Annotated in this window: 13 protein-coding genes and 3 pseudogenes; 10 read left to right on the top strand and 6 right to left on the bottom strand. The window is 60.9% G+C overall.

Features of this window, described 5'->3' with window-relative positions:
- Nucleotides 1-19: 19 nt before the first annotated feature.
- Nucleotides 20-1,111, bottom strand: a complete 1,092-nt coding sequence (locus tag PSH59_RS10405; protein WP_248081539.1) for an NADH:flavin oxidoreductase/NADH oxidase — start codon at nt 1,109-1,111, stop codon at nt 20-22.
- A gap of 91 nt (nt 1,112-1,202) precedes the next feature.
- Here PSH59_RS10405 and PSH59_RS10400 point away from each other — a divergent pair, with 91 nt between their 5' ends.
- A complete protein-coding gene (locus tag PSH59_RS10400; protein ID WP_305394970.1) occupies nt 1,203-1,502 on the top strand; it encodes a helix-turn-helix transcriptional regulator in 300 nt (99 codons plus the stop codon).
- Here the strand turns inward: PSH59_RS10400 and PSH59_RS10395 are convergent.
- A complete protein-coding gene (locus PSH59_RS10395) occupies nt 1,489-2,517 on the bottom strand; it encodes a GGDEF domain-containing protein (RefSeq protein WP_305394969.1) in 1,029 nt (342 codons plus the stop codon). The genes PSH59_RS10400 and PSH59_RS10395 overlap by 14 nt on opposite strands.
- 26 nt (nt 2,518-2,543) lie before the next feature.
- Nucleotides 2,544-3,329 (bottom strand): hypothetical protein, encoded by a 786-nt coding sequence (locus PSH59_RS10390; RefSeq protein ID WP_348983820.1) that lies wholly within the window; start codon nt 3,327-3,329, stop codon nt 2,544-2,546.
- Nucleotides 3,330-3,683: 354 nt separating this feature from the next.
- Here PSH59_RS10390 and PSH59_RS10385 point away from each other — a divergent pair, with 354 nt between their 5' ends.
- From PSH59_RS10385 to PSH59_RS10375, 4 genes and pseudogenes are all read left to right on the top strand, one after another.
- Entirely contained in the window at nt 3,684-4,574 is an 891-nt protein-coding gene (locus PSH59_RS10385; RefSeq protein ID WP_248081532.1) for a bestrophin family protein, read from the top strand.
- Between the two features lie 143 nt (nt 4,575-4,717).
- Nucleotides 4,718-5,749: pseudogene (locus PSH59_RS26290) on the top strand (cache domain-containing protein); the annotation flags it as partial.
- Between the two features lie 375 nt (nt 5,750-6,124).
- Nucleotides 6,125-6,661 (top strand): annotated as a pseudogene (locus PSH59_RS26285) (methyl-accepting chemotaxis protein); the annotation flags it as partial.
- A 196-nt stretch (nt 6,662-6,857) separates the two neighbouring features.
- Nucleotides 6,858-9,275: a glucose/quinate/shikimate family membrane-bound PQQ-dependent dehydrogenase gene (locus PSH59_RS10375; RefSeq protein ID WP_305394968.1), complete on the top strand. Its 2,418-nt coding sequence runs from the start codon at nt 6,858-6,860 to the stop codon at nt 9,273-9,275.
- Nucleotides 9,276-9,311: 36 nt separating this feature from the next.
- Here the strand turns inward: PSH59_RS10375 and PSH59_RS10370 are convergent, their stop codons facing one another.
- Both PSH59_RS10370 and PSH59_RS10365 read right to left on the bottom strand, forming a co-directional pair.
- On the bottom strand, nt 9,312-10,493 hold the full coding sequence (locus PSH59_RS10370) for a XylR family transcriptional regulator (RefSeq protein ID WP_248081526.1): 1,182 nt from the start codon (nt 10,491-10,493) through the stop codon (nt 9,312-9,314).
- Nucleotides 10,494-11,155: 662 nt separating this feature from the next.
- Entirely contained in the window at nt 11,156-11,389 is a 234-nt protein-coding gene (locus PSH59_RS10365) for a hypothetical protein (protein ID WP_248081524.1), read from the bottom strand.
- Nucleotides 11,390-11,606: 217 nt separating this feature from the next.
- On the opposite strand from PSH59_RS10365, the gene xylA reads away from it, so the two are divergent.
- The 5 genes and pseudogenes from xylA to PSH59_RS10340 all read left to right on the top strand — a co-directional run bounded on the left by xylA (nt 11,607) and on the right by PSH59_RS10340 (nt 17,419).
- Complete coding sequence (gene xylA, locus PSH59_RS10360) at nt 11,607-12,923, top strand: xylose isomerase (RefSeq protein ID WP_305394967.1); 1,317 nt, start codon at nt 11,607-11,609, stop codon at nt 12,921-12,923.
- A gap of 103 nt (nt 12,924-13,026) precedes the next feature.
- Nucleotides 13,027-14,028: a D-xylose ABC transporter substrate-binding protein gene (xylF, locus tag PSH59_RS10355; protein ID WP_248081520.1), complete on the top strand. Its 1,002-nt coding sequence runs from the start codon at nt 13,027-13,029 to the stop codon at nt 14,026-14,028.
- A 5-nt stretch (nt 14,029-14,033) separates the two neighbouring features.
- Nucleotides 14,034-15,581, top strand: a complete 1,548-nt coding sequence (gene xylG, locus PSH59_RS10350; RefSeq protein ID WP_248081518.1) for a D-xylose ABC transporter ATP-binding protein — start codon at nt 14,034-14,036, stop codon at nt 15,579-15,581.
- Nucleotides 15,582-16,718, top strand: coding sequence for a sugar ABC transporter permease (locus PSH59_RS10345; RefSeq protein WP_305394966.1), 1,137 nt, complete (start codon nt 15,582-15,584; stop codon nt 16,716-16,718).
- A gap of 401 nt (nt 16,719-17,119) precedes the next feature.
- Nucleotides 17,120-17,419: pseudogene (locus PSH59_RS10340) on the top strand (hypothetical protein).
- A gap of 78 nt (nt 17,420-17,497) precedes the next feature.
- Here PSH59_RS10340 and PSH59_RS10335 read toward each other — a convergent pair.
- Complete coding sequence (locus PSH59_RS10335; RefSeq protein WP_248081513.1) at nt 17,498-18,418, bottom strand: substrate-binding domain-containing protein; 921 nt, start codon at nt 18,416-18,418, stop codon at nt 17,498-17,500.
- Nucleotides 18,419-18,424 lie beyond the last annotated feature (6 nt).

Genomic DNA, 18,424 nt, shown 5'->3' with positions numbered 1-18,424 from the left:
TCATGGTTCGGCATTCGCCTCAGCGATAGCGTTCCAACCAATGCGCATACGGTGCGGGCAAGGTCCAGGAGGACTTCTCCACGCCCAGTTCCTTGGCGGCAAAGTAGGCCCAATGCGGGTCAGCCAGATGCGCACGCCCCACCGAGACCAAGTCCAGATGGCCAGCTTGCAACGCACCTTCGGCCAGTTGCGGCGTACCAAACCCCCACGCCGAGGTCACCGGGATACCGGCTTCACGGCGCACACGTTCGGCGATAGGCCCCATGAAGGCAGGAGCCCATGGGATGTTGGTGTCGGGAATGGTGAAACCGACGCTGACGCTTAACAGGTCGAGGCCACCGGCCTTGAAGTTACGCGCCAGCTCGATGGATTCGGTGAGGGTCTGCTCGTCGCGGCCGTCGTACTCGATCACACCGAAACGCGCCGTCAGCGGCAGGTTTTCCGGCCAGACTTCACGCACGGCGGCCAGGGTTTCCAGGAGGAAACGGCTGCGGTTGTCGAAGCTGCCGCCGTAGGCGTCGGTGCGCTGGTTGGAATGCTCGGAGAAGAACGTCTGCGCCAGGTAGCCGTGGGCGAAGTGCAGTTCGATCCACTCAAAGCCGGCCTCACGGGCGCGACGGGCGGCATCGACAAAGTCTTGTTTGACCCGCGCGATGTCGTCCAGGGTCATGGCGCGCGGCACATTGGGCAGGTTCGCACCGAAGGCGATGGCCGAGGGCGCGATGGTTTCCCAGTGGCGCGCATCGGAGGCCGGGATGTGGTCGTCGCCTTCCCACGGACGGTTGGCACTGGCTTTACGCCCGGCGTGGGCGATCTGGATGCCGGGGACCGAGCCTGCGGCCTTGATGGCCTGAACCATCGGCACGAAGGCCTGGGCGTGGGCATCGCTCCAGATCCCGGCGCAGCCAGGCGTGATACGGCCTTCAGGCGCGACGGCGGTGGCCTCGACCACCAGCAAACCGGCGCCGCCACGGGCCATGCTCGCCAGGTGCACGTGGTGCCAGTCGTTGACGATCCCGTCGTCGGCCAGGTACTGGCACATCGGCGGAATGGCGATGCGATTGCGCAAGGTGACATCTTTGAGTTTGAACGGTTCGAACAAGGCGGCCATGGAAGACTCCGGGGGCGAGTGGTTGATTCGATAGTTCGATGGTAATCGAACAATGGTATTCAGCGATACCCCCCTGTTATGATCCGCCTCCATGCGAGCCTTCAAACACCCAGCCCTTCAAGACCTGACCCTCGAGCGTGTGCTTTACGCCCTGAGCGATCCGGTGCGCCTGGACATCGTCCGCTGCCTGGCCGGCGTGCCGGAAGCCAGCTGCGGCGAACTGGACGGCGGCCGGCCCAAGTCGAGCATGTCCCACCACTTCCGGGTATTGCGCGACGCCGGGCTGGTGCACACCCGAAGCGTGGGCACCACCCATATGAACTCATTGCGCAGGGAAGAGCTGGAGCGCCGATTTCCGGGTCTGCTGGCCAGCGTTCTCAGCCAACACTGACGCCCACCGAGTCACCGTCCAGGTACACACAATCCTTGCCATTGTGCTTGGCCCGATACAAATTGCTGTCGGCGCACTTGAGTACTGTCGACATGTCCGCCTGCGCCCCAAAACGCGCCATGCCTGCACTGCAGGTGTAGTGGTGCGGCGGCGCGACACTTTCACGAATCGCCTGCAACAGGCCCATCGCGTAGTCCGCCGCGACCGCGGGATCATCGCCCAACAGCAATACGCCGAACTCTTCACCGCCGATGCGGCCGACACTGTGGCTGCCGTGGGTGTTTTTCAGGCACATCGCCATTGCACACAAGATCTTGTCGCCCACGTCATGGCCGAACTGATCGTTCTTGAGCTTGAAACTGTCGATATCCAACATGATGAAGTAGCCGCTCTCGCCCGCCGCAATCAACTTGGCAAAGCTTTCCATAAAGGCGCGCCGGTTGAGGATAGAGGTCAGGTAATCGGTCTGGGCCAACTCGCGAAACTCGCTTTCCACCAACAGCACGGAGCGCAGGTTTTTCAAACAGGAAAAATTCAGTACAAAACCGATCGCCACTGACGAGGCGCAAAAGATGAACAGGTAGATATCGACCCCCATGTAAAGGTCTGCCTGAATCGTTGGCCACATCACTAACCACACCAATACCGCGGACACCAAAAAGTCCTGGGCCACGATGAACAGCAGTGCACTGCTGAGCACTAACGTTACCGCCAACGGCAAGGCAAACACCTGCAAATGCGGGTTGGCCTGAATGATGTAGGCGAAGCCCGCGGACAGCAGCAGCATGTAGACGATACCCAGCGCGCGCCACACGAAATAATCGGGCACCCGGCGGTGAATTCGGTACGTGGCGAACAAGCCGAGGGTGAACAACACCCTCGGCAGATCAAATATCATCGCGCAATCGGTGAGCAACACCGCAAGCCAAGCACCAATCCCGATCAGTTCGGCCTGGGCGACCGCAGGCGACAACAGTCTTTGCATCCGTGGCCTGAGTTTCAAATTAGCCGGCATCCCTTCGCTCCTTGATCGTGAGTCGCCTACTCCCTGCCGGCGTGGCCCAGTTGGAGACAGTGCAGGCCCGTGGCAAAAGAGTAAGCCATGAATCGTCTGACCAGCAGCACAAACGGCGGTAGCACTTCGAGCAGTGTTTTGGAGTGAATCTTGAAATACCCCCTGTTCGCACCTTCCTGGGCCAGCCGAATCACATGGGTCTTGGACACGGCTAATTGCGCGGCCAACGCAACGTAAGAAGATGACCTGAAACTTGCGCCCTCTTTACCCGGCGAACACGCATCGTTATAAATCGCCAACATCAACATATGACCGGCATCGCGTTTTACCAGCCAATAACACTCAGGTAACAATAGATCAATGGTCAGGTTATGCGTCAGCAGTGTGGAAAAACCTTTGAAATAAACGGCCAGGAACGCTCTATCATCCAACTGGTTCAGTTGTTCAACAACGACCGTCTCAGGGCACATCACGCCCAGCGGCTCCACGATTGAAGCGAGCATCGACCTGACTTCCCGGCACGCCTGGGACGAGGGGCCGAACACCCGGAACCGACTGTCCTCCGTGTACCCGGCCACTTTCATGAACCCCAGCGCTCTGAACAACAGGAAGATCGATTCAAGGCTGTTCTTGGAACAATACCGCCGCCCGACGCAAAAGGTTTTTACGTCGGACAGCAAGGGCACCGGCCGTGAAAAGTAGTGGCTTAACAACGTAAAAGACACCATCAAGCGACTGAACTTCAGCGTCGTCTTATAGAAAAAAGGCCTCTTCGAATAGGGTTCCAGTAAAAGGGTGTAATGGGTGCGCATACAGGTCTCAAAATCCACATGCCGTTCAAACACCCGTGCCGACTGATCCAACCTTAACTTCAACGAACTGCCGTACATGAGAAAGAGCCCTGATCAAACAACTAAAATCCACTGATCTCGATTGCAGTGCTTCTGCAACCTGCTCTCACAACCACTCACGTCACTGTCAGTACCACTAATGGCGTTTTGCCTTGGGCGCAATCTATCGCGATTAGGCAAGAGGACATCGTCGTTACCAAAATTGTTCCAACGCAACCGGGGGGCTTAACCGTTTCAGTTCGCAGGCGAACCTTCCCCGAAACCGGACGTCCGAGCTAGGGCACTGTTGCTTACCGTTCGCCACGAGGTTGTCGTTTGAAAGCCGCCATCGTCAAAAAATACCGCCTGATCATCAAGACCATGGGCTACGTCGGCTGGTCGCTGTTCTGGCTGTTACTGTGGGACATCGCCGTCACCGTCGATTTCATGCTGTTTCTCAACGCCAAGGTCAACCTGCCGCTGATGCCCCTCACCCTGCTGGGTTCGGCGCTGATCGTGCTGATCAGCTTTCGCAACAGCAGCGCCTACAACCGCTGGTGGGAAGCGCGCACGCTGTGGGGCGCCATGGTCAACAACTCGCGCAGCTTTGCGCGCCAGGTGCTGACCCTGCTGGACGACCCCGGCAGCGAAGTGAACCCGGTCAAATCCACCCTGCTGCGTCGCCATGTGGCCTATGTAAACTGCCTGGCCGCCCACCTCAAGGGTGAGCCGTGTCCGGACGAGGTGCGCGCGTTTATCCCCACCGAGGAGTTCGCACGCAATGGCGCCACCAACAACTTTGCCAACGATATCCTCACTGGTTCTGCGGCGTTGCTGGCCAGGGAATACAAGGCCGGGCACCTGGACAGCATCCGCCTGGCGCGGCTGGAGTCGACGCTGGTGGACCTGTCCAACGCCCAGGGCGGCATGGAGCGCATCGCCAACACGCCGCTGCCCTACCCTTACGTGTATTTCCCACGGCTATTTATCTCGCTGTTCTGCCTGATCGTGCCTGTGGGCTTGGTGGAATCTCTGGGCTGGTTTACCCCGCTGGCCTCGACGGTGGTGGGTTTTATGCTGCTGGCCATCGAACGCATCGGCACCGACTTGCAGAGCCCGTTCCGCTCCAGCGAACACCAGATCCAGATGGAAGCTATCTGCGAAACCATCGAAAAGAACCTGCAGTCGATGCGCCGCGACGCCCTGGCCGACGACCAAATCGGCTGATCACCCGCCTCGCCCTCAAGTGCGTGCCGCTTCGGTCGATAAACCAAGGGTACGCATGGGCAATCTCCCCTCATAACAACACATGCGGCATTCAGCACTCGCGTTTCTCCTTGCCAAAACTATAAATACCCGCAGGTGAAGTTATGAATATCAAGCAGAAGTTGACCTGGGCGTTCGCGGCTATCGCGTGCCTCCCGGTCATCCTGGTGGCCGTGTTGGTAGTGCTGAATCTGCGCGAGGGGGCCCTGGCCAATTTCCTCGACAGCAGCGGTCGCGAAATACGCCAGATCGACAATGGCATGAAGCAGTTTTTCGACGGCATCAGCCAGAACGTCGACTTCGTGGCCAAGGACCCGCGCGTTGTCGCGGCCAAGGACCTCAAGAGCTATGCAGGGGCCGATGCGGCGCAAATCCCCCTGACCCAGACCAACAAAGAGCTGCTGGCGATTTTCGACCAGTTCGCCAAAAGCCATCCGAGCACCGCTTACCTGTCCCTGGGCTTGAGCGACGGCGGCTACGCCAGTTGGCCGGACGACACCAAACTCAACAACTACGACCCCCGCGTGCGCCCTTGGTACAAGGCCGCCATCGCCGCGCCAGGTGCCACCGTGCGCACTGGCGCTTACTACTGGGCACCGGACGATGTGGTGCTGATCGGCACCGTGCACACCGTCGCCGATGCCAGCGGCAACATCCTCGGCGTGATCGGGCTGGACGTGTCGCTCAAGCAGCTCACCGAGTTGGTGCGCAACATCAAGCTGGGCGACAGCGGTTACCTGATGCTGGTGGAAGGCAATGGCAACGTGCTGGTCGACCCCAGCGATGCCACGCACAACTTCAAGCCCCTGGCCGACCTGGGACCCAACTACGCCGAACTGGCCAAGCGCGGCGACGGCGTGACCCAGATCGACATCGACGGCGTGGCCTACATGGCCAACGTGGTCAGCTCCAAAGACTTGGGCTGGCGCTTTATCGGCCTGATCAAACGCGATGAAGTGATGGCCGGCGCCACCAGCCTCACTTGGCTGATCGCCGCCATCGCCGCGGCCCTGGCCGTGGTCTTCGCCATCGTCGGCGCCAGCTTCGCCAGTGTCATCGTGCGGCCGATCCGTGGCGTGGCCGACGGCCTGCAGGAAATCGCCGAAGGTGAAGGCGACCTCACACGCCAGCTCAAGGTACAGGGCAAAGACGAAACCGCCAGCCTGGCAGGTTGGTTCAACCAGTTCCTGAGCATGATCGCGCAGTTGGTACAGCGCATCGGCAACGCATCATCCGATCTGCAAAGCGCCGCCGCCGACACCAGCGAGGTGGCCAACAACATGAACCAGGCCGCCGGTCGCCAGCGTGAAGCCGTGGAACTGGTCAGCACTGCGTTCAACGAAATGGTGGCCACCGCCAACGAAGTCGCCCGCTCGTGCAGCGCCGCCGCCTCGAGTGCCGACGCAGGCTACCGTGATGTCCACGACGGCCAGCAGCATATCGGCGAAGCCACCGGCAGCGTGCTCAAGCTCAGCGAAGACCTGCAGAAGTCGACCCAGACCATGCAGTTGCTGGAGCAGGACAGCCAGAACATCAACACCATCCTCGACACCATCCGCTCGATTGCCGAGCAGACCAACCTGCTGGCGCTCAACGCGGCGATTGAAGCCGCCCGCGCCGGTGATCAGGGCCGTGGCTTTGCCGTGGTCGCCGACGAAGTCCGCGCCCTGGCGCGCCGCACTGCCGACTCCACCGGTGAAATCGACAGCCTGCTCGGCAACCTCGCCCGCCGTACCCAGGAAGTCACGCAGCAGATGCAAGGCAGCCTGTTGGTATCGCAAACCAGCGTGGAACGCATCCAGCAGGCCCGCGACAGCTTCGATAAGATCCAAGGCTCGGTGGACTCGATCCGCGACCAGAACACCCAGATCGCCACCGCTGCCGAAGAACAGCATCAGGTGGCCGAGGAGATCAACCGGCACATCGCGCAGATCCATGCCGATGCGCAACTGGTCGAAGGTTTTGCCCATTCGGCACAGACCGGTTCAGGCCGCTTGACCGATATTTCCGGTCAGCTCAAGGGGTTGGTGGGTCGCTTTAAGTTCTAGCACAGCGTCAGCTTCAACCTCAGGCCCTCGACCTCCGCGTCGGGGGCCTTTGCATTTCTGGAGTCTTCACGCCCGCGTGACCTCAGCGCATCATCGCAGTCGCTGCAATAATCTATTACCGGGCCACAATGTACTAACTGGTTACTTATATTGCTAACATGGCGTCTTTGCCCTCTATCACTCGAGTCCTTTCGACATGAAACGAGCATCGCGCGCCGCTGGCGTCTCTAGATTCTTACTGCTGGGCCTGGGCGTTGTCATCGCCCTGCTCGGCCTTGCGCTGGCCGTCGGCGGCGCCAAACTGGTCAGTCTTGGAGGTTCCTGGTACTTCCTGATCGGCGGCGTGGCCATGGCGGTTTCCGGCCTGCTGATTGCCCGACGCAAACCCGCCGGTGCCTGGCTGTTCGCCGCGTTCCTGATCGGCACGGCCATTTGGGCGGTGGCCGATGTGGGTCTAGTGTTCTGGCCGCTGTTCTCGCGGCTATTCATGTTTGCCGTGATTGGCCTGGTGGTGGCGATGGTGTACCCGCTGCTGGCGGGTAAACCGGCACGCGGGGCCTATGGGGTGGCCGCCGTATTGGCGGTGGGCGTGGCGGTGGCGGCAGGCAATATGTTTGTCGCCCACCCAAGCGTTGCCCCGACCGGCGCCGGCCCTGGGGTGACCCCGGTGGCCCCGGTGGCCCCGGCCTACGCGCAGAAAGACTGGGCGCACTACGGTAATACCGAAGGCGGAAGCCGCTTCGCCGCCCTCGACCAGATCAACCGCGACACCGTGAACTCACTCAAAGTCGCCTGGACCTACCGCACCGGCGACGTGGCAATCAGCGACGGCAACGGTGCCGAAGACCAACTGACGCCCCTGCAGATTGGCAACAAAGTGTTCATCTGCACCCCGCACAACAACCTGATCGCCCTCGACGCCGACACCGGCAAAGAGCTGTGGAAAAACGAGGTCAACGCCAAGTCGGCGGTCTGGCAGCGTTGCCGGGGCATGGCGTACTTCGACGCGACCGCACCGATCGCCCAGCCGACCCGGCCGAACAGCTCGCCAATCATTGCCGCCAGCGTTGCGCCCGGTGCGCAATGCCAGCGTCGCTTGCTGACGAATACGATTGACGCGCGGCTGATTGCAGTCGATGCCGACACCGGCCAATTCTGCGAAGACTTCGGCACCCACGGCCAGGTGGATTTGAAAGCCGGCCTGGGCAATGTGCCGGACAGCTACTACCAACTGTCCTCCGCGCCACTGATCGCCGGCACTACCGTGGTAGTGGGCGGCCGCGTCGCGGATAACGTGCAAACCGACATGCCGGGCGGCGTGATTCGTGGTTTTGACGTGATCAGCGGCAAAATGCGCTGGGCCTTTGACCCGGGCAACCCTGAAGACAAGCAGGCCCCGGCCGGTGACCGCAGTTATGTGCGCAGCACGCCGAACAGCTGGGCGCCGATGTCCTACGATCCGCTGATGAACACGGTGTTCCTGCCGATGGGCAGCTCGTCCACCGACATCTACGGTGTGGAACGCACCGCACTCGACCACAAGTACGGCGCCTCGGTGCTGGCGCTGGACGCCTCCACCGGCGCCGAAAAATGGGTGTACCAGACCGTCCACAACGACCTGTGGGACTTCGATCTGCCGATGCAACCGAGCCTGATCGACTTCACCCCGCCGGGCAGCGACAGCGCCGTACCGGCAGTGGTGATCGGCACCAAGGCCGGGCAGATCTATGTGCTCGACCGTGCCACCGGCAAGCCGCTGACTGACGTCAAGGACGTCCCGGTCAAGGCCGCCAACATTCCCAACGAACCTTACTCACCCACCCAGCCAAAATCGGTGGGCATGCCACAGATCGGCGCGCAAACCTTGAGCGAGTCGGACATGTGGGGCGCCACGCCGTACGACCAGCTGCTATGCCGTATCGACTTCAAAGGTATGCGCTACGACGGCCTGTACACCGCGCCGGGCACCGATAAGTCCCTGAGCTTCCCCGGTTCCCTGGGTGGCATGAACTGGGGCAGCCTCTCCACCGACCCGGTGCACGGCTTTATCTTCGTCAACGACATGCGCCTGGGCCTGTGGATCCAGATGATCCCTTCGCAGAACAAGGCCCTGGCGGCGTCCGGTGGTGAGGCGCTGAACACCGGCATGGGCGCCGTACCGCTCAAGGGCACGCCGTATGCGGTGAACAAAAACCGCTTCCTGTCGGTAGCCGGCATCCCGTGCCAGGCGCCGCCGTTCGGCACCCTGACCGCCATCGACATGAAGACCCAAAAGATCGCCTGGCAAGTACCGGTCGGCACCGTCGAAGACACCGGCCCCCTTGGCATCCGCATGCACCTGCCGATCAAGATTGGCCTGCCTACGCTTGGCGGCACCCTGTCGACCCAGGGCGGCCTGATTTTCATCGCCGGCACCCAGGACTTCTACCTGCGCGCTTTCAACAGCGGCAACGGTGAAGAAATCTGGAAAGCCCGCCTGCCGGTCGGCAGCCAAGGTGGCCCGATGACCTACGTGTCGCCGAAAACCGGCAAACAATATGTAGTGGTCACCGCCGGCGGTGCCCGCCAATCCACCGACCGTGGCGACTACGTGATCGCCTACGCCCTGCCTTGACCTGGGTCGGCGCGATGCTTCGGCATCGCGCCGCCCTCACTCACACGCCACGCCCTGCTGATACTCCCTTGGCGTGCAGCCAAACTCGCGACGAAACACCGTGTGCAGGTACTGCGCCGACTTGAAGCCGCACTTGGCCGCAATCTCGGCAATCGCCAGGCCCCGGCTTTCCAGGCCCTTGGCTGCAGCGGCGAGTTTGAAGCGCAGAATCTCGTCGTGCACGCTGCAACCGCGTACCTTGCGAAAATGCGCTTCCAGGGATGAACGCGACACCCCGACATACGCCGCCACCTGCGCGGTCTTGATGCCCTGGCAGGCGTATTGGCGGATAAACAGCAGGGCCTGCATCACATACGGGTTGCCCAACGGCTGATGCAAGCTGGAAGCCTGCACATTGATGGCCTCTGGCGGCACCAGGATCTGCGTGCCCGCGCAGGGCTTGCCGTGCAGCATCTGATGCAACAGCGCGGCGGCGGTGCGGCCCATGGTTTCGGTGCCCTGGATCACCGAGCTGAGCGGCACGCGCGTGAGGGTGCGGGTCAGCGGATCGTTGTCGATGCCGATCAACGCCACCTGCTCCGGCACCGCGATACCAGCGGTAAGGCAGGCTTGCAGCAACTGCCGGGCGCGGGCGTCGGTGACGGCGATGATGCCGATCGGTTTGGGCAGACTTTCCAGCCAGGCGATCTGCTGCTCCACCGCGCTGTCCCACATCGGCGCGCTGGTGCCCAGGCCGCGATAGATCTGCACCTGCAGGCCATCGCGCTGCATCAGGCGGCGAAAGGCTTTTTCGCGCTCCTGGGCCCAGCGATTGGCCTGGGCTTCGGGCAGGCTGAAACAGGCAAAACGCGTCAGCCCGGCCTCGATCAGGTGCTCGTAGGCCAGCTGCATCAACCCGTAATTGTCGGTCGCCACGTAGGGAATGCCCTTGGGATAGGCGCGCACATCGTCATAGGAGCCGCCCACCGCCACCACCGGCAAGTGGCTGCCGGCCAGCGCCTCGCCGATCAACGGGTCGTCGAAGTCGGCAATGATGCCGTCGCCCTGCCAGCGCTCGATCCCCCGAAGGCGGCACAGAAAATCTTCCTCCAGAAACAAGTCCCACGAGGCGCGGGTACTGCTCAGGTAATTGCCGATACCGGCGATGATGCCGCGGTCGTAGATTTTGCTGCCGTTGAAGAGCAAGGCGATGCGGTGCACGGGCGGTAGGGTTTTCATTGTTTTTGTCCTGGGGCCGGTGGGTGCAGGTTAGCATGCAGGGCGTGATTCTTGAGGAAAGCGGGCCTCGAGTGAGGCCCGCCCGAATTATCTGAACTCCAATAGCATTGCTATAACTATCATCCAAATAAAGGCGATAACCTTCACCGTCAAGTTGATGATCAAGCGACGTTTCAGGTGGGGTGGGAAGTTCTCAAGATCAAGCGGATCCAGTTCTCCGATTTGGACCGAAGCCCTTGGCCACGCGGTTGAGTAACTTCGTAAAGTTTCTCACCGATAGTTTCGCCAGCCTTTCCTCCGACAGTCGTGCCCGCCCATGCACCAGTTCCCACTCTGGCCGCGACACAGACAACACTTCCGAGACCTCCTGTAACTGCACCAATTTCCACGCAGACTGGGCCACTGGCAGAACCGGCTATCGCACCACCTAGCGTTCCAGCGAAGGTAGACCCAGTGAACTTTCCGCCTTCAGTAAACTTGATCTTCTCACAGGCCGCTCCCGGGTCATCGCTGCACACCTGCTCGATAGCCAACAACGAAGACACCCCACCAAGACCAATCCCAATATAACCGCCCGCTTTCATATATTTGGTAGCCCGACTCACCGCCCCCTTATCTGTTTGCAGTCTGCAATGGACTTACGGTCCGAGAACGTTCACACGTCACTGCACGGGGTCATGCAGCGCCGCGCCTGTTGTTTCGTCGTTCATTGGGCGGGAGAAAGTCCTCCACCAAGCGAGATGAGCGTTCTGATAGGCCCGCTGTTCTTTGAACCGCGCCAAAGCGCGCTCATTAAAGTTGGATAATTGCTGTTCGGTGAAGGGCGATTTATTTAATTGATTAAGAAACTCCGCGGATACGTCATTGGTATATCGCAACGGGAGCGATGCACTCATATCTCTTTCCTTAATTCGGGTTTAGTTGGCTGGCACACAAAACTCTGAGGAGGCATTTACTCACCGTAAAGTCAGACGTTTCCCTAAATCATGTACTCCTTGAGCCGTTCTGAGCGCGCCACTCAAAATCGCACCCTCCTTTGGTGATTTTCATAATCAGCCCCTCCAACGCCGTTGCTAGTATCCAGACACCGCCAAGAACAATAAGGAAAACGCCATGCCGTACTTCCCAGGTGTCGAGAAGGTTCGCTTCGAAGGCCCCGGCAGCGACGCCCCCCTCGCCTTTCGCCATTACGATGCCGACAAGCTGATCCTCGGCAAACCCATGCGCGAGCACCTGCGCATGGCGGTCTGTTACTGGCACACCTTCGTGTGGCCAGGGGCGGATGTGTTTGGTTCGGGCACCTTCAAGCGGCCCTGGCAGCGCAGCGGCGACCCTATGGAGCTGGCAATCGGCAAGGCAGACGCGGCCTTTGAGTTTTTTTCCAAGCTGGGCATCGACTACTACAGTTTTCACGACACCGACGTCGCCCCCGAAGGCAGCTCGCTCAAGGAGTACCGCAACCACTTTGCGCAGATGGTCGACCACCTGGAGCGCCATCAGGAACAGACCGGCATCAAGCTGTTGTGGGGCACCGCCAACTGCTTCAGCAACCCGCGCTTTGCCGCCGGCGCCGCGAGCAACCCGGACCCGGAGGTGTTTGCCTACGCCGCCGCCCAGGTGTTCAGCGCGATGAACGCCACCCTGCGACTCAAGGGTTCCAACTACGTGCTATGGGGCGGTCGCGAAGGGTATGAAACCCTGCTCAATACCGACCTCAAGCGCGAGCGCGAACAGCTTGGGCGCTTTATGCGCATGGTGGTGGAGCACAAGCACAACATCGGCTTTAAGGGTGACCTGCTGATCGAACCCAAGCCCCAGGAGCCGACCAAGCACCAATACGATTACGACAGCGCCACGGTGTTCGGCTTCCTGCATGAGTACGGCCTGGAACACGAGATCAAGGTGAATATCGAGGCCAACCACGCCACCCTGGCCGGGCACAGTTTTCAGCATGAGATTGCCACCGCTGTGTCCCTGGGGATCTTCGGCAGCATTGACGCCAACCGCGGCGACCCGCAGAACGGCTGGGACACCGACCAGTTCCCCAACAGCGTCGAAGAGATGACCCTGGCCACCTATGAAATCCTCAAGGCTGGCGGCTTCAAGAATGGCGGCTATAACTTCGACTCCAAGGTGCGCCGCCAGAGCCTGGACGAGATCGACCTGTTCTACGGTCACGTCGCCGCCATGGACACCCTGGCCCTGGCCCTGGAACGCGCGGCAGCCATGGTACAAAACGACCAGTTGCAGCAATTCAAGGACCAGCGTTATGCCGGCTGGCAGCAGCCGCTGGGCAAGGCGGTGCTGGCGGGCGAGTTCAGCCTGGCGTCGCTGGCCGAGCACGCGTTTGCCCATGAGCTGAACCCGCAGGCCGTGAGTGGGCGGCAGGAGATGCTTGAAGGGGTGGTCAATCGGTTCATCTATCGGTGACATTTGCACGACAAAAACCATGCACAGAGCGTCGAGGGACGCTCTACAGTTCTACCCGCATCACGCTGTGTCTTTTCCAACAACAATAAAAGGACGCGCCACCATGAAGTCATTCAAACGTACCCTGCTCGCCACCACCCTGGCCCTGCTGACCCTGCCGGTCATGGCCGACCCCGCCCACCCGAAAATCGGCTTTTCCATCGACGACCTGCGTCTGGAGCGCTGGTCGCGCGACCGCGATTACTTCGTGGCGGCCGCTGAAAAACTCGACGCCAAGGTCTTCGTGCAATCGGCCGACGCCAATGAGCAAAAGCAGATCTCCCAGATCGAAAACCTGATCTCCCGCGGTGTCGATGTGATCGTGATCGTGCCGTTCAACGCCACGGTGCTGACCAACGCGGTGGCCGAAGCCAAGAAAGCCGGGATCAAGGTGGTGTCCTATGACCGGCTGATCCTCAATGCCGACATCGACGCCTACATCTCCTTCGATAACGAAAAAGTCGGCGAAATGCAGGCCAGTGGTGTGCTGCAAGCCGCGCCCAAGGGCAATTATTTCCTGCTCGGCGGCGCGCCCACCGACAACAATGCCAAGGTGCTGCGCGAAGGCCAGATGAAAGTGCTGCAACCGGCCATCGACAAGGGCGACATCAAGGTGGTCGGCCAGCAGTGGGTCAAGGAATGGAACCCTACCGAAGCGCTGAGCATCGTCGAAAACGCCCTGACCCGTAACAACAACAAGATCGACGCCATCGTCGCCTCCAACGACGCCACCGCCGGCGGTGCGATCCAGGCCCTGGCCGCGCAGAAACTGGCGGGCAAGGTGCCGATCTCCGGGCAAGACGCCGACCTGGCAGCCGTCAAGCGCGTGATCGACGGCACCCAGACCATGACCGTGTACAAGCCCCTCAAGCTGATCGCGACCGAAGCCGCCAAGCTGTCGGTACAGTTGGCGCGTAACGAAAAGCCCACCTACAGCTCGCAATACGACAACGGCAGCAAAAAAGTCGACACCATCCTGCTCACCCCGACGCCGCTGACCAAAGCCAACATCGACCTGTTGGAAAAGGACGGGTTTTATACCAAAGAGCAGATCGGCGGGCAGTGAGCGCCATGACCGCAGACTATCTGTTGCAAATGAACGGCATCGTCAAAACCTTTGGCGGTGTCAATGCGCTGAACGGCATCGATATCAAGGTGCGGCCGGGGGAATGCGTCGGCCTGTGCGGTGAAAACGGTGCCGGTAAATCCACCCTGATGAAGGTGCTGTCGGCGGTGTATCCGTACGGCACCTGGGAGGGCGAGATCCTCTGGGACGGGCAGCCGCTCAAGGCGCAGTCGATCAGCGAAACCGAGGCCGCTGGCATCGTTATCATCCACCAGGAACTGACCCTGGTGCCCGACCTGTCGGTGGCCGAAAACATCTTTATGGGCCACGAACTGACCCTGCCCGGTGGACGCATGAATTACCCGGCGATGATCCACCGTGCCGAAGCGCTGATGCGTGAACTCAAGGTGCCGGACATGAACGTCGCGTTGCCGGTGTCGCAGTACGGCGGGGGCTACCAGCAATTGGTGGAAATCGCCAAGGCCCTCAACAAACACGCGCGCCTGTTGATCCTCGACGAACCCTCCTCGGCCCTGACCCGCTCGGAAATCGAGGTGCTGCTGGACATCATCCGTGACCTCAAAGCCAAGGGCGTGGCCTGCGTGTACATCTCCCACAAGCTCGATGAAGTGGCGGCGGTGTGCGACACCATTGCGGTGATCCGCGACGGCAAGCACATCGCGACCACGGCCATGGCCGACATGGACATCCCCCGCATCATCACGCAAATGGTGGGCCGCGAGATGAGTAACCTCTACCCCACCGAACCCCATGCGGTGGGCGAGGTGATTTTCGAGGCGCGCAACGTCACCTGCTATGACGTCGACAACCCCCGGCGCAAGCGCGTCGACGATATTTCGTTTGTGCTCAAGCGCGGTGAGATCCTCGGTATTGCCGGGCTGGTGGGCGCCGGGCGCACGGAGCTGGTCTCGGCGCTGTTCGGTGCCTACCCCGGTCGCTACAGCGCCGAGGTGTGGCTGGACGGCCAAGTGATCGACACCCGCACGCCGCTCAAATCGATCCGCGCCGGGTTGTGCATGGTGCCCGAAGACCGCAAGCGCCAGGGCATCATCCCCGACCTGGGCGTCGGCCATAACATCACTCTGACAGTGCTGGAGAGCTATGCACACCTGAGCCGCATCGATGCAGAAGCCGAATTGGGCAGCATCGACCAGCAGATCGCGCGCATGCACCTGAAGACCTCCAGCCCGTTTTTACCGATCACCAGCCTGTCCGGCGGCAATCAGCAAAAGGCCGTGCTGGCGAAAATGCTCATGGCCAGGCCCAAGGTATTGATCCTCGACGAACCCACGCGCGGGGTGGACGTAGGCGCCAAGTACGAGATCTACAAACTGATGGGCGCGCTGGCGGCCGAGGGTGTGTCGATCATCATGGTGTCCTCGGAACTGGCCGAAGTGCTCGGCGTGTCCAACCGCGTGCTGGTGATCGGTGACGGCCAGTTGCGCGGCGACTTTATCAACGAGGGCCTCACCCAGGAACAGGTGCTCGCCGCCGCGCTCAGCCAAAACAATAACGATCGGAAGACCGCGTAGATGACTCAGCTCAAACAGCTGTTTACCCGCTACAAAATGCTCGCCCTGGTGATCGCCGTGGCGGTGATCTGGCTGTTTTTCAGCTGGCAAACCGAAGGCGGTTTTCTCACGCCGCGTAACCTGTCGAACCTGCTGCGGCAGATGTCGATCACCGGGATTCTGGCGTGCGGCATGGTGCTGGTGATCATCAGCGGCGAGATCGATTTGTCGGTCGGCTCGTTGCTGGGCTTACTGGGTGGCCTGGCGGCGATTCTGGATGTGGTCTATCACATCCCGCTGCTGGCCAACCTCAGCCTGGTGGCGCTGTGCGGGCTGATGATCGGCCTGGCCAACGGCTACATGACCGCCTATCTGCGCATTCCGTCGTTCATCGTCGGCCTGGGCGGCATGTTGGCGTTTCGCGGGATTCTGCTTGGGATCACCGGCGGCACGACCATTGCGCCGGTATCGCCGTCGCTGGTGTACGTGGGTCAGGGGTATTTGCCGCACACGGTGGGCGTCGGCCTGGGGCTGCTGCTGTTTGCGCTGACGCTGTTCCTCACCTGGAAACAGCGGCGCAACCGCGCCTTGCATGGCTTATCGGCGCACTCCCTGGTGCGCGACGTGGTGCGGGTGGCAGTGATCGGCGCGGTGCTCGCCGGGTTCGTCACCACCCTCAACAGCTACGACGGCATCCCCGTGCCCGTGCTGCTGTTGCTGGTGCTGCTCGGCGTGTTCAGCTACGTCACCAGCCAGACCGTGTTCGGCCGCCGCGTGTACGCAGTGGGCAGCAACATGGAAGCCACGCGCTTGTCGGGTATCAACGTGCAGGCGGTAAAACTGTGGATCTTCGGCATCATGGGCGTGATGTGCGCCCTCGCCGGCCTGGTCAACACCGCGCGCCTGGCGGCCGGCTCACCGTCGGCTGGCAACATGGGCGAGCTGGATGCCATTGCCGCGTGCTTTATCGGCGGGACGTCGATGCGCGGCGGCTCGGGCACGGTGTATGGCGCGTTGCTGGGGGCGTTGGTGATCACCAGTCTGGACAACGGCATGTCAATGCTGGACGTGGACAGCTACTGGCAGATGATCGTGAAGGGCAGCATTCTGGTGCTGGCGGTGTGGGTGGATGTGAGTACGCGGGCGGGCCGGCGGTAAACCCCATTCTCACTTACACCACATAACCCTGTGGGAGGAGCTTGCTCCCCCCACATTGACCGCACTCCACTGTTGGTTAGTGGCATTTGGTCATGGTTTGTAAAGGGCCAGCAAGGCGCATCCCTTTTAATTGCAGGACGTTTCCTAGACAATCCCTGCCGCCTTGTGCCTCTTGGAATCGGTGGCGAGTCTGCGGTCCGTCACTGCCAATTCAGTGATCGGGTTTAGTCGCCCGGAATGTCACAAGGCGCATGGTCCATCAAGTTTTATGGTGGCTGTGCGCAGGGCACCTTCGGGTGCGCCGGATTCTCCTTGTGGCCGGTCGACTAACCTGCGTACAGCCGCCACCCATCGTTTAGTCGCGACGGGAGTCGGTACCTAATCACACAAGGAATTGCACCATGAATAAAGTCCTGCCAGATCCCCCGTTTGCCCACGCCAAGGACCGCGCCGCCTTCAACCGCGTCATCGACCATTAGTTGCCTACCCAAGGTTTCCACTCGATCAACGAAGACCTGAGCTTCGAAGACGCCCTGCTCTACACCGCCAGTTTGCTGGACAGCGCGTCGGCGACTGCGCTTGATTGTGGGGAGCAACTGGAAAGCCCGGAACGGGCGAAGATTCTGGCGGTGTGGCATTTGCTGGAGATGGCCAAGAGCACGGCGGATCGCTCCATAGAGTGCATGAAGCCCTCGCCCTAAACGCGGTTAGAAATGTGTGAGGGGCCTTGCCCCTCCCACAGCTGATTGCATTCCAACGTTGGATCGAGGTGGCCAGGCTTATTCAAACGCCTGGCGATTCTCCGGCGTGATCAGCTTGAACGGCACCCACACCACCGTCGACTCCAGCGCTTCGCCACGCACAAGACGCAGCGCGGTGTCCACGGCGCCGCTGGCCTGGCCGGCGGCATCCTGGAACACGCTGACCGCCATCTTGCCCTCCGCCATCAATTTCAAACCGTCCGGTGTGCCGTCGATGCCGCCAACCCAATAGTCCTTGGCCTGCTTGCCGGCCTTTTCCAGCCCCATGATCGCGCCGATCGCCATCTCGTCGTTATTGGCGGCGATGATCGAAAAATCCACGCCCTGCTTGACCCAGTCAATGACAATCGTGGCGGCCTGGCTTCGCTCCCAGTTCCCGACCTTTTTCTGTACGACTTTCATATCCGGGTACTTGGCGACCACTTTTTCCACGTCCTCGGTGCGCATCAAAGAGGAAGCGTTAGCCGGGTCACCCACCAGAATCACCACGTTGCCTTTATAACCGGCACGCCGCGCCAGTTCTTCCATCTGCAACGTACCGGACTCCAGCTCATTGGAGCCGACAAACGCGGTCTGCGCCGGCCAGGTTTGCGGGTTCGGGTTACGGTTGACGAACACCAGCGGGATCTTGGCCTGCGAGGCCAGTTGTATCATTTGCGCCGCACTCTTGCCGTCCACCATCGCGACAATAATCGCGTCCACCTTGGAATTGACCAGGTTGCGGAACTGACGCATCTGCAAATCGACGCTGTCCTTGCCGTTTTCCATAAAAATGTCGGCGTTCATGACGCCGGCCTGCTGCTGCACGCCATTGCGCAGCAGGGTCTGGAAATTATCGTCGTACTTTGCCATCGCCACCCCCAGCAAGGGCGTGGCGGCCTGGGTGGGGCCCGGAACGAACAGCGTCGCCCCCAGCGCGAGCATTAACCATGCTTTCATGTTCTG

Origin of the sequence: Pseudomonas sp. FP2309, assembly GCF_030687575.1 — a bacterium.
Classification (GTDB): Bacteria; Pseudomonadota; Gammaproteobacteria; order Pseudomonadales; family Pseudomonadaceae; genus Aquipseudomonas.
Note: the sequence above shows the minus strand (reverse complement) of the source record. Positions and strands in the feature narration are given on the sequence as shown.

Bases quoted from the DNA above. Each gene is read 5' to 3' on its own strand.
- PSH59_RS10405 (WP_248081539.1), bottom strand. From the start codon at position 1,111: ATGGCCGCCTTGTTCGAACCGTTCAAACTCAAAGATGTCACCTTGCGC.
- PSH59_RS10400 (WP_305394970.1), top strand. From the start codon at position 1,203: ATGCGAGCCTTCAAACACCCAGCCCTTCAAGACCTGACCCTCGAGCGT.
- PSH59_RS10395 (WP_305394969.1), bottom strand. From the start codon at position 2,517: ATGCCGGCTAATTTGAAACTCAGGCCACGGATGCAAAGACTGTTGTCG.
- PSH59_RS10390 (WP_348983820.1), bottom strand. From the start codon at position 3,329: ATGCGCACCCATTACACCCTTTTACTGGAACCCTATTCGAAGAGGCCT.
- PSH59_RS10375 (WP_305394968.1), top strand. From the start codon at position 6,858: ATGAAACGAGCATCGCGCGCCGCTGGCGTCTCTAGATTCTTACTGCTG.
- PSH59_RS10370 (WP_248081526.1), bottom strand. From the start codon at position 10,493: ATGAAAACCCTACCGCCCGTGCACCGCATCGCCTTGCTCTTCAACGGC.
- PSH59_RS10365 (WP_248081524.1), bottom strand. From the start codon at position 11,389: ATGAGTGCATCGCTCCCGTTGCGATATACCAATGACGTATCCGCGGAG.
- xylA (WP_305394967.1), top strand. From the start codon at position 11,607: ATGCCGTACTTCCCAGGTGTCGAGAAGGTTCGCTTCGAAGGCCCCGGC.
- xylF (WP_248081520.1), top strand. From the start codon at position 13,027: ATGAAGTCATTCAAACGTACCCTGCTCGCCACCACCCTGGCCCTGCTG.
- xylG (WP_248081518.1), top strand. From the start codon at position 14,034: ATGACCGCAGACTATCTGTTGCAAATGAACGGCATCGTCAAAACCTTT.
- PSH59_RS10345 (WP_305394966.1), top strand. From the start codon at position 15,582: ATGACTCAGCTCAAACAGCTGTTTACCCGCTACAAAATGCTCGCCCTG.
- PSH59_RS10335 (WP_248081513.1), bottom strand. From the start codon at position 18,418: ATGAAAGCATGGTTAATGCTCGCGCTGGGGGCGACGCTGTTCGTTCCG.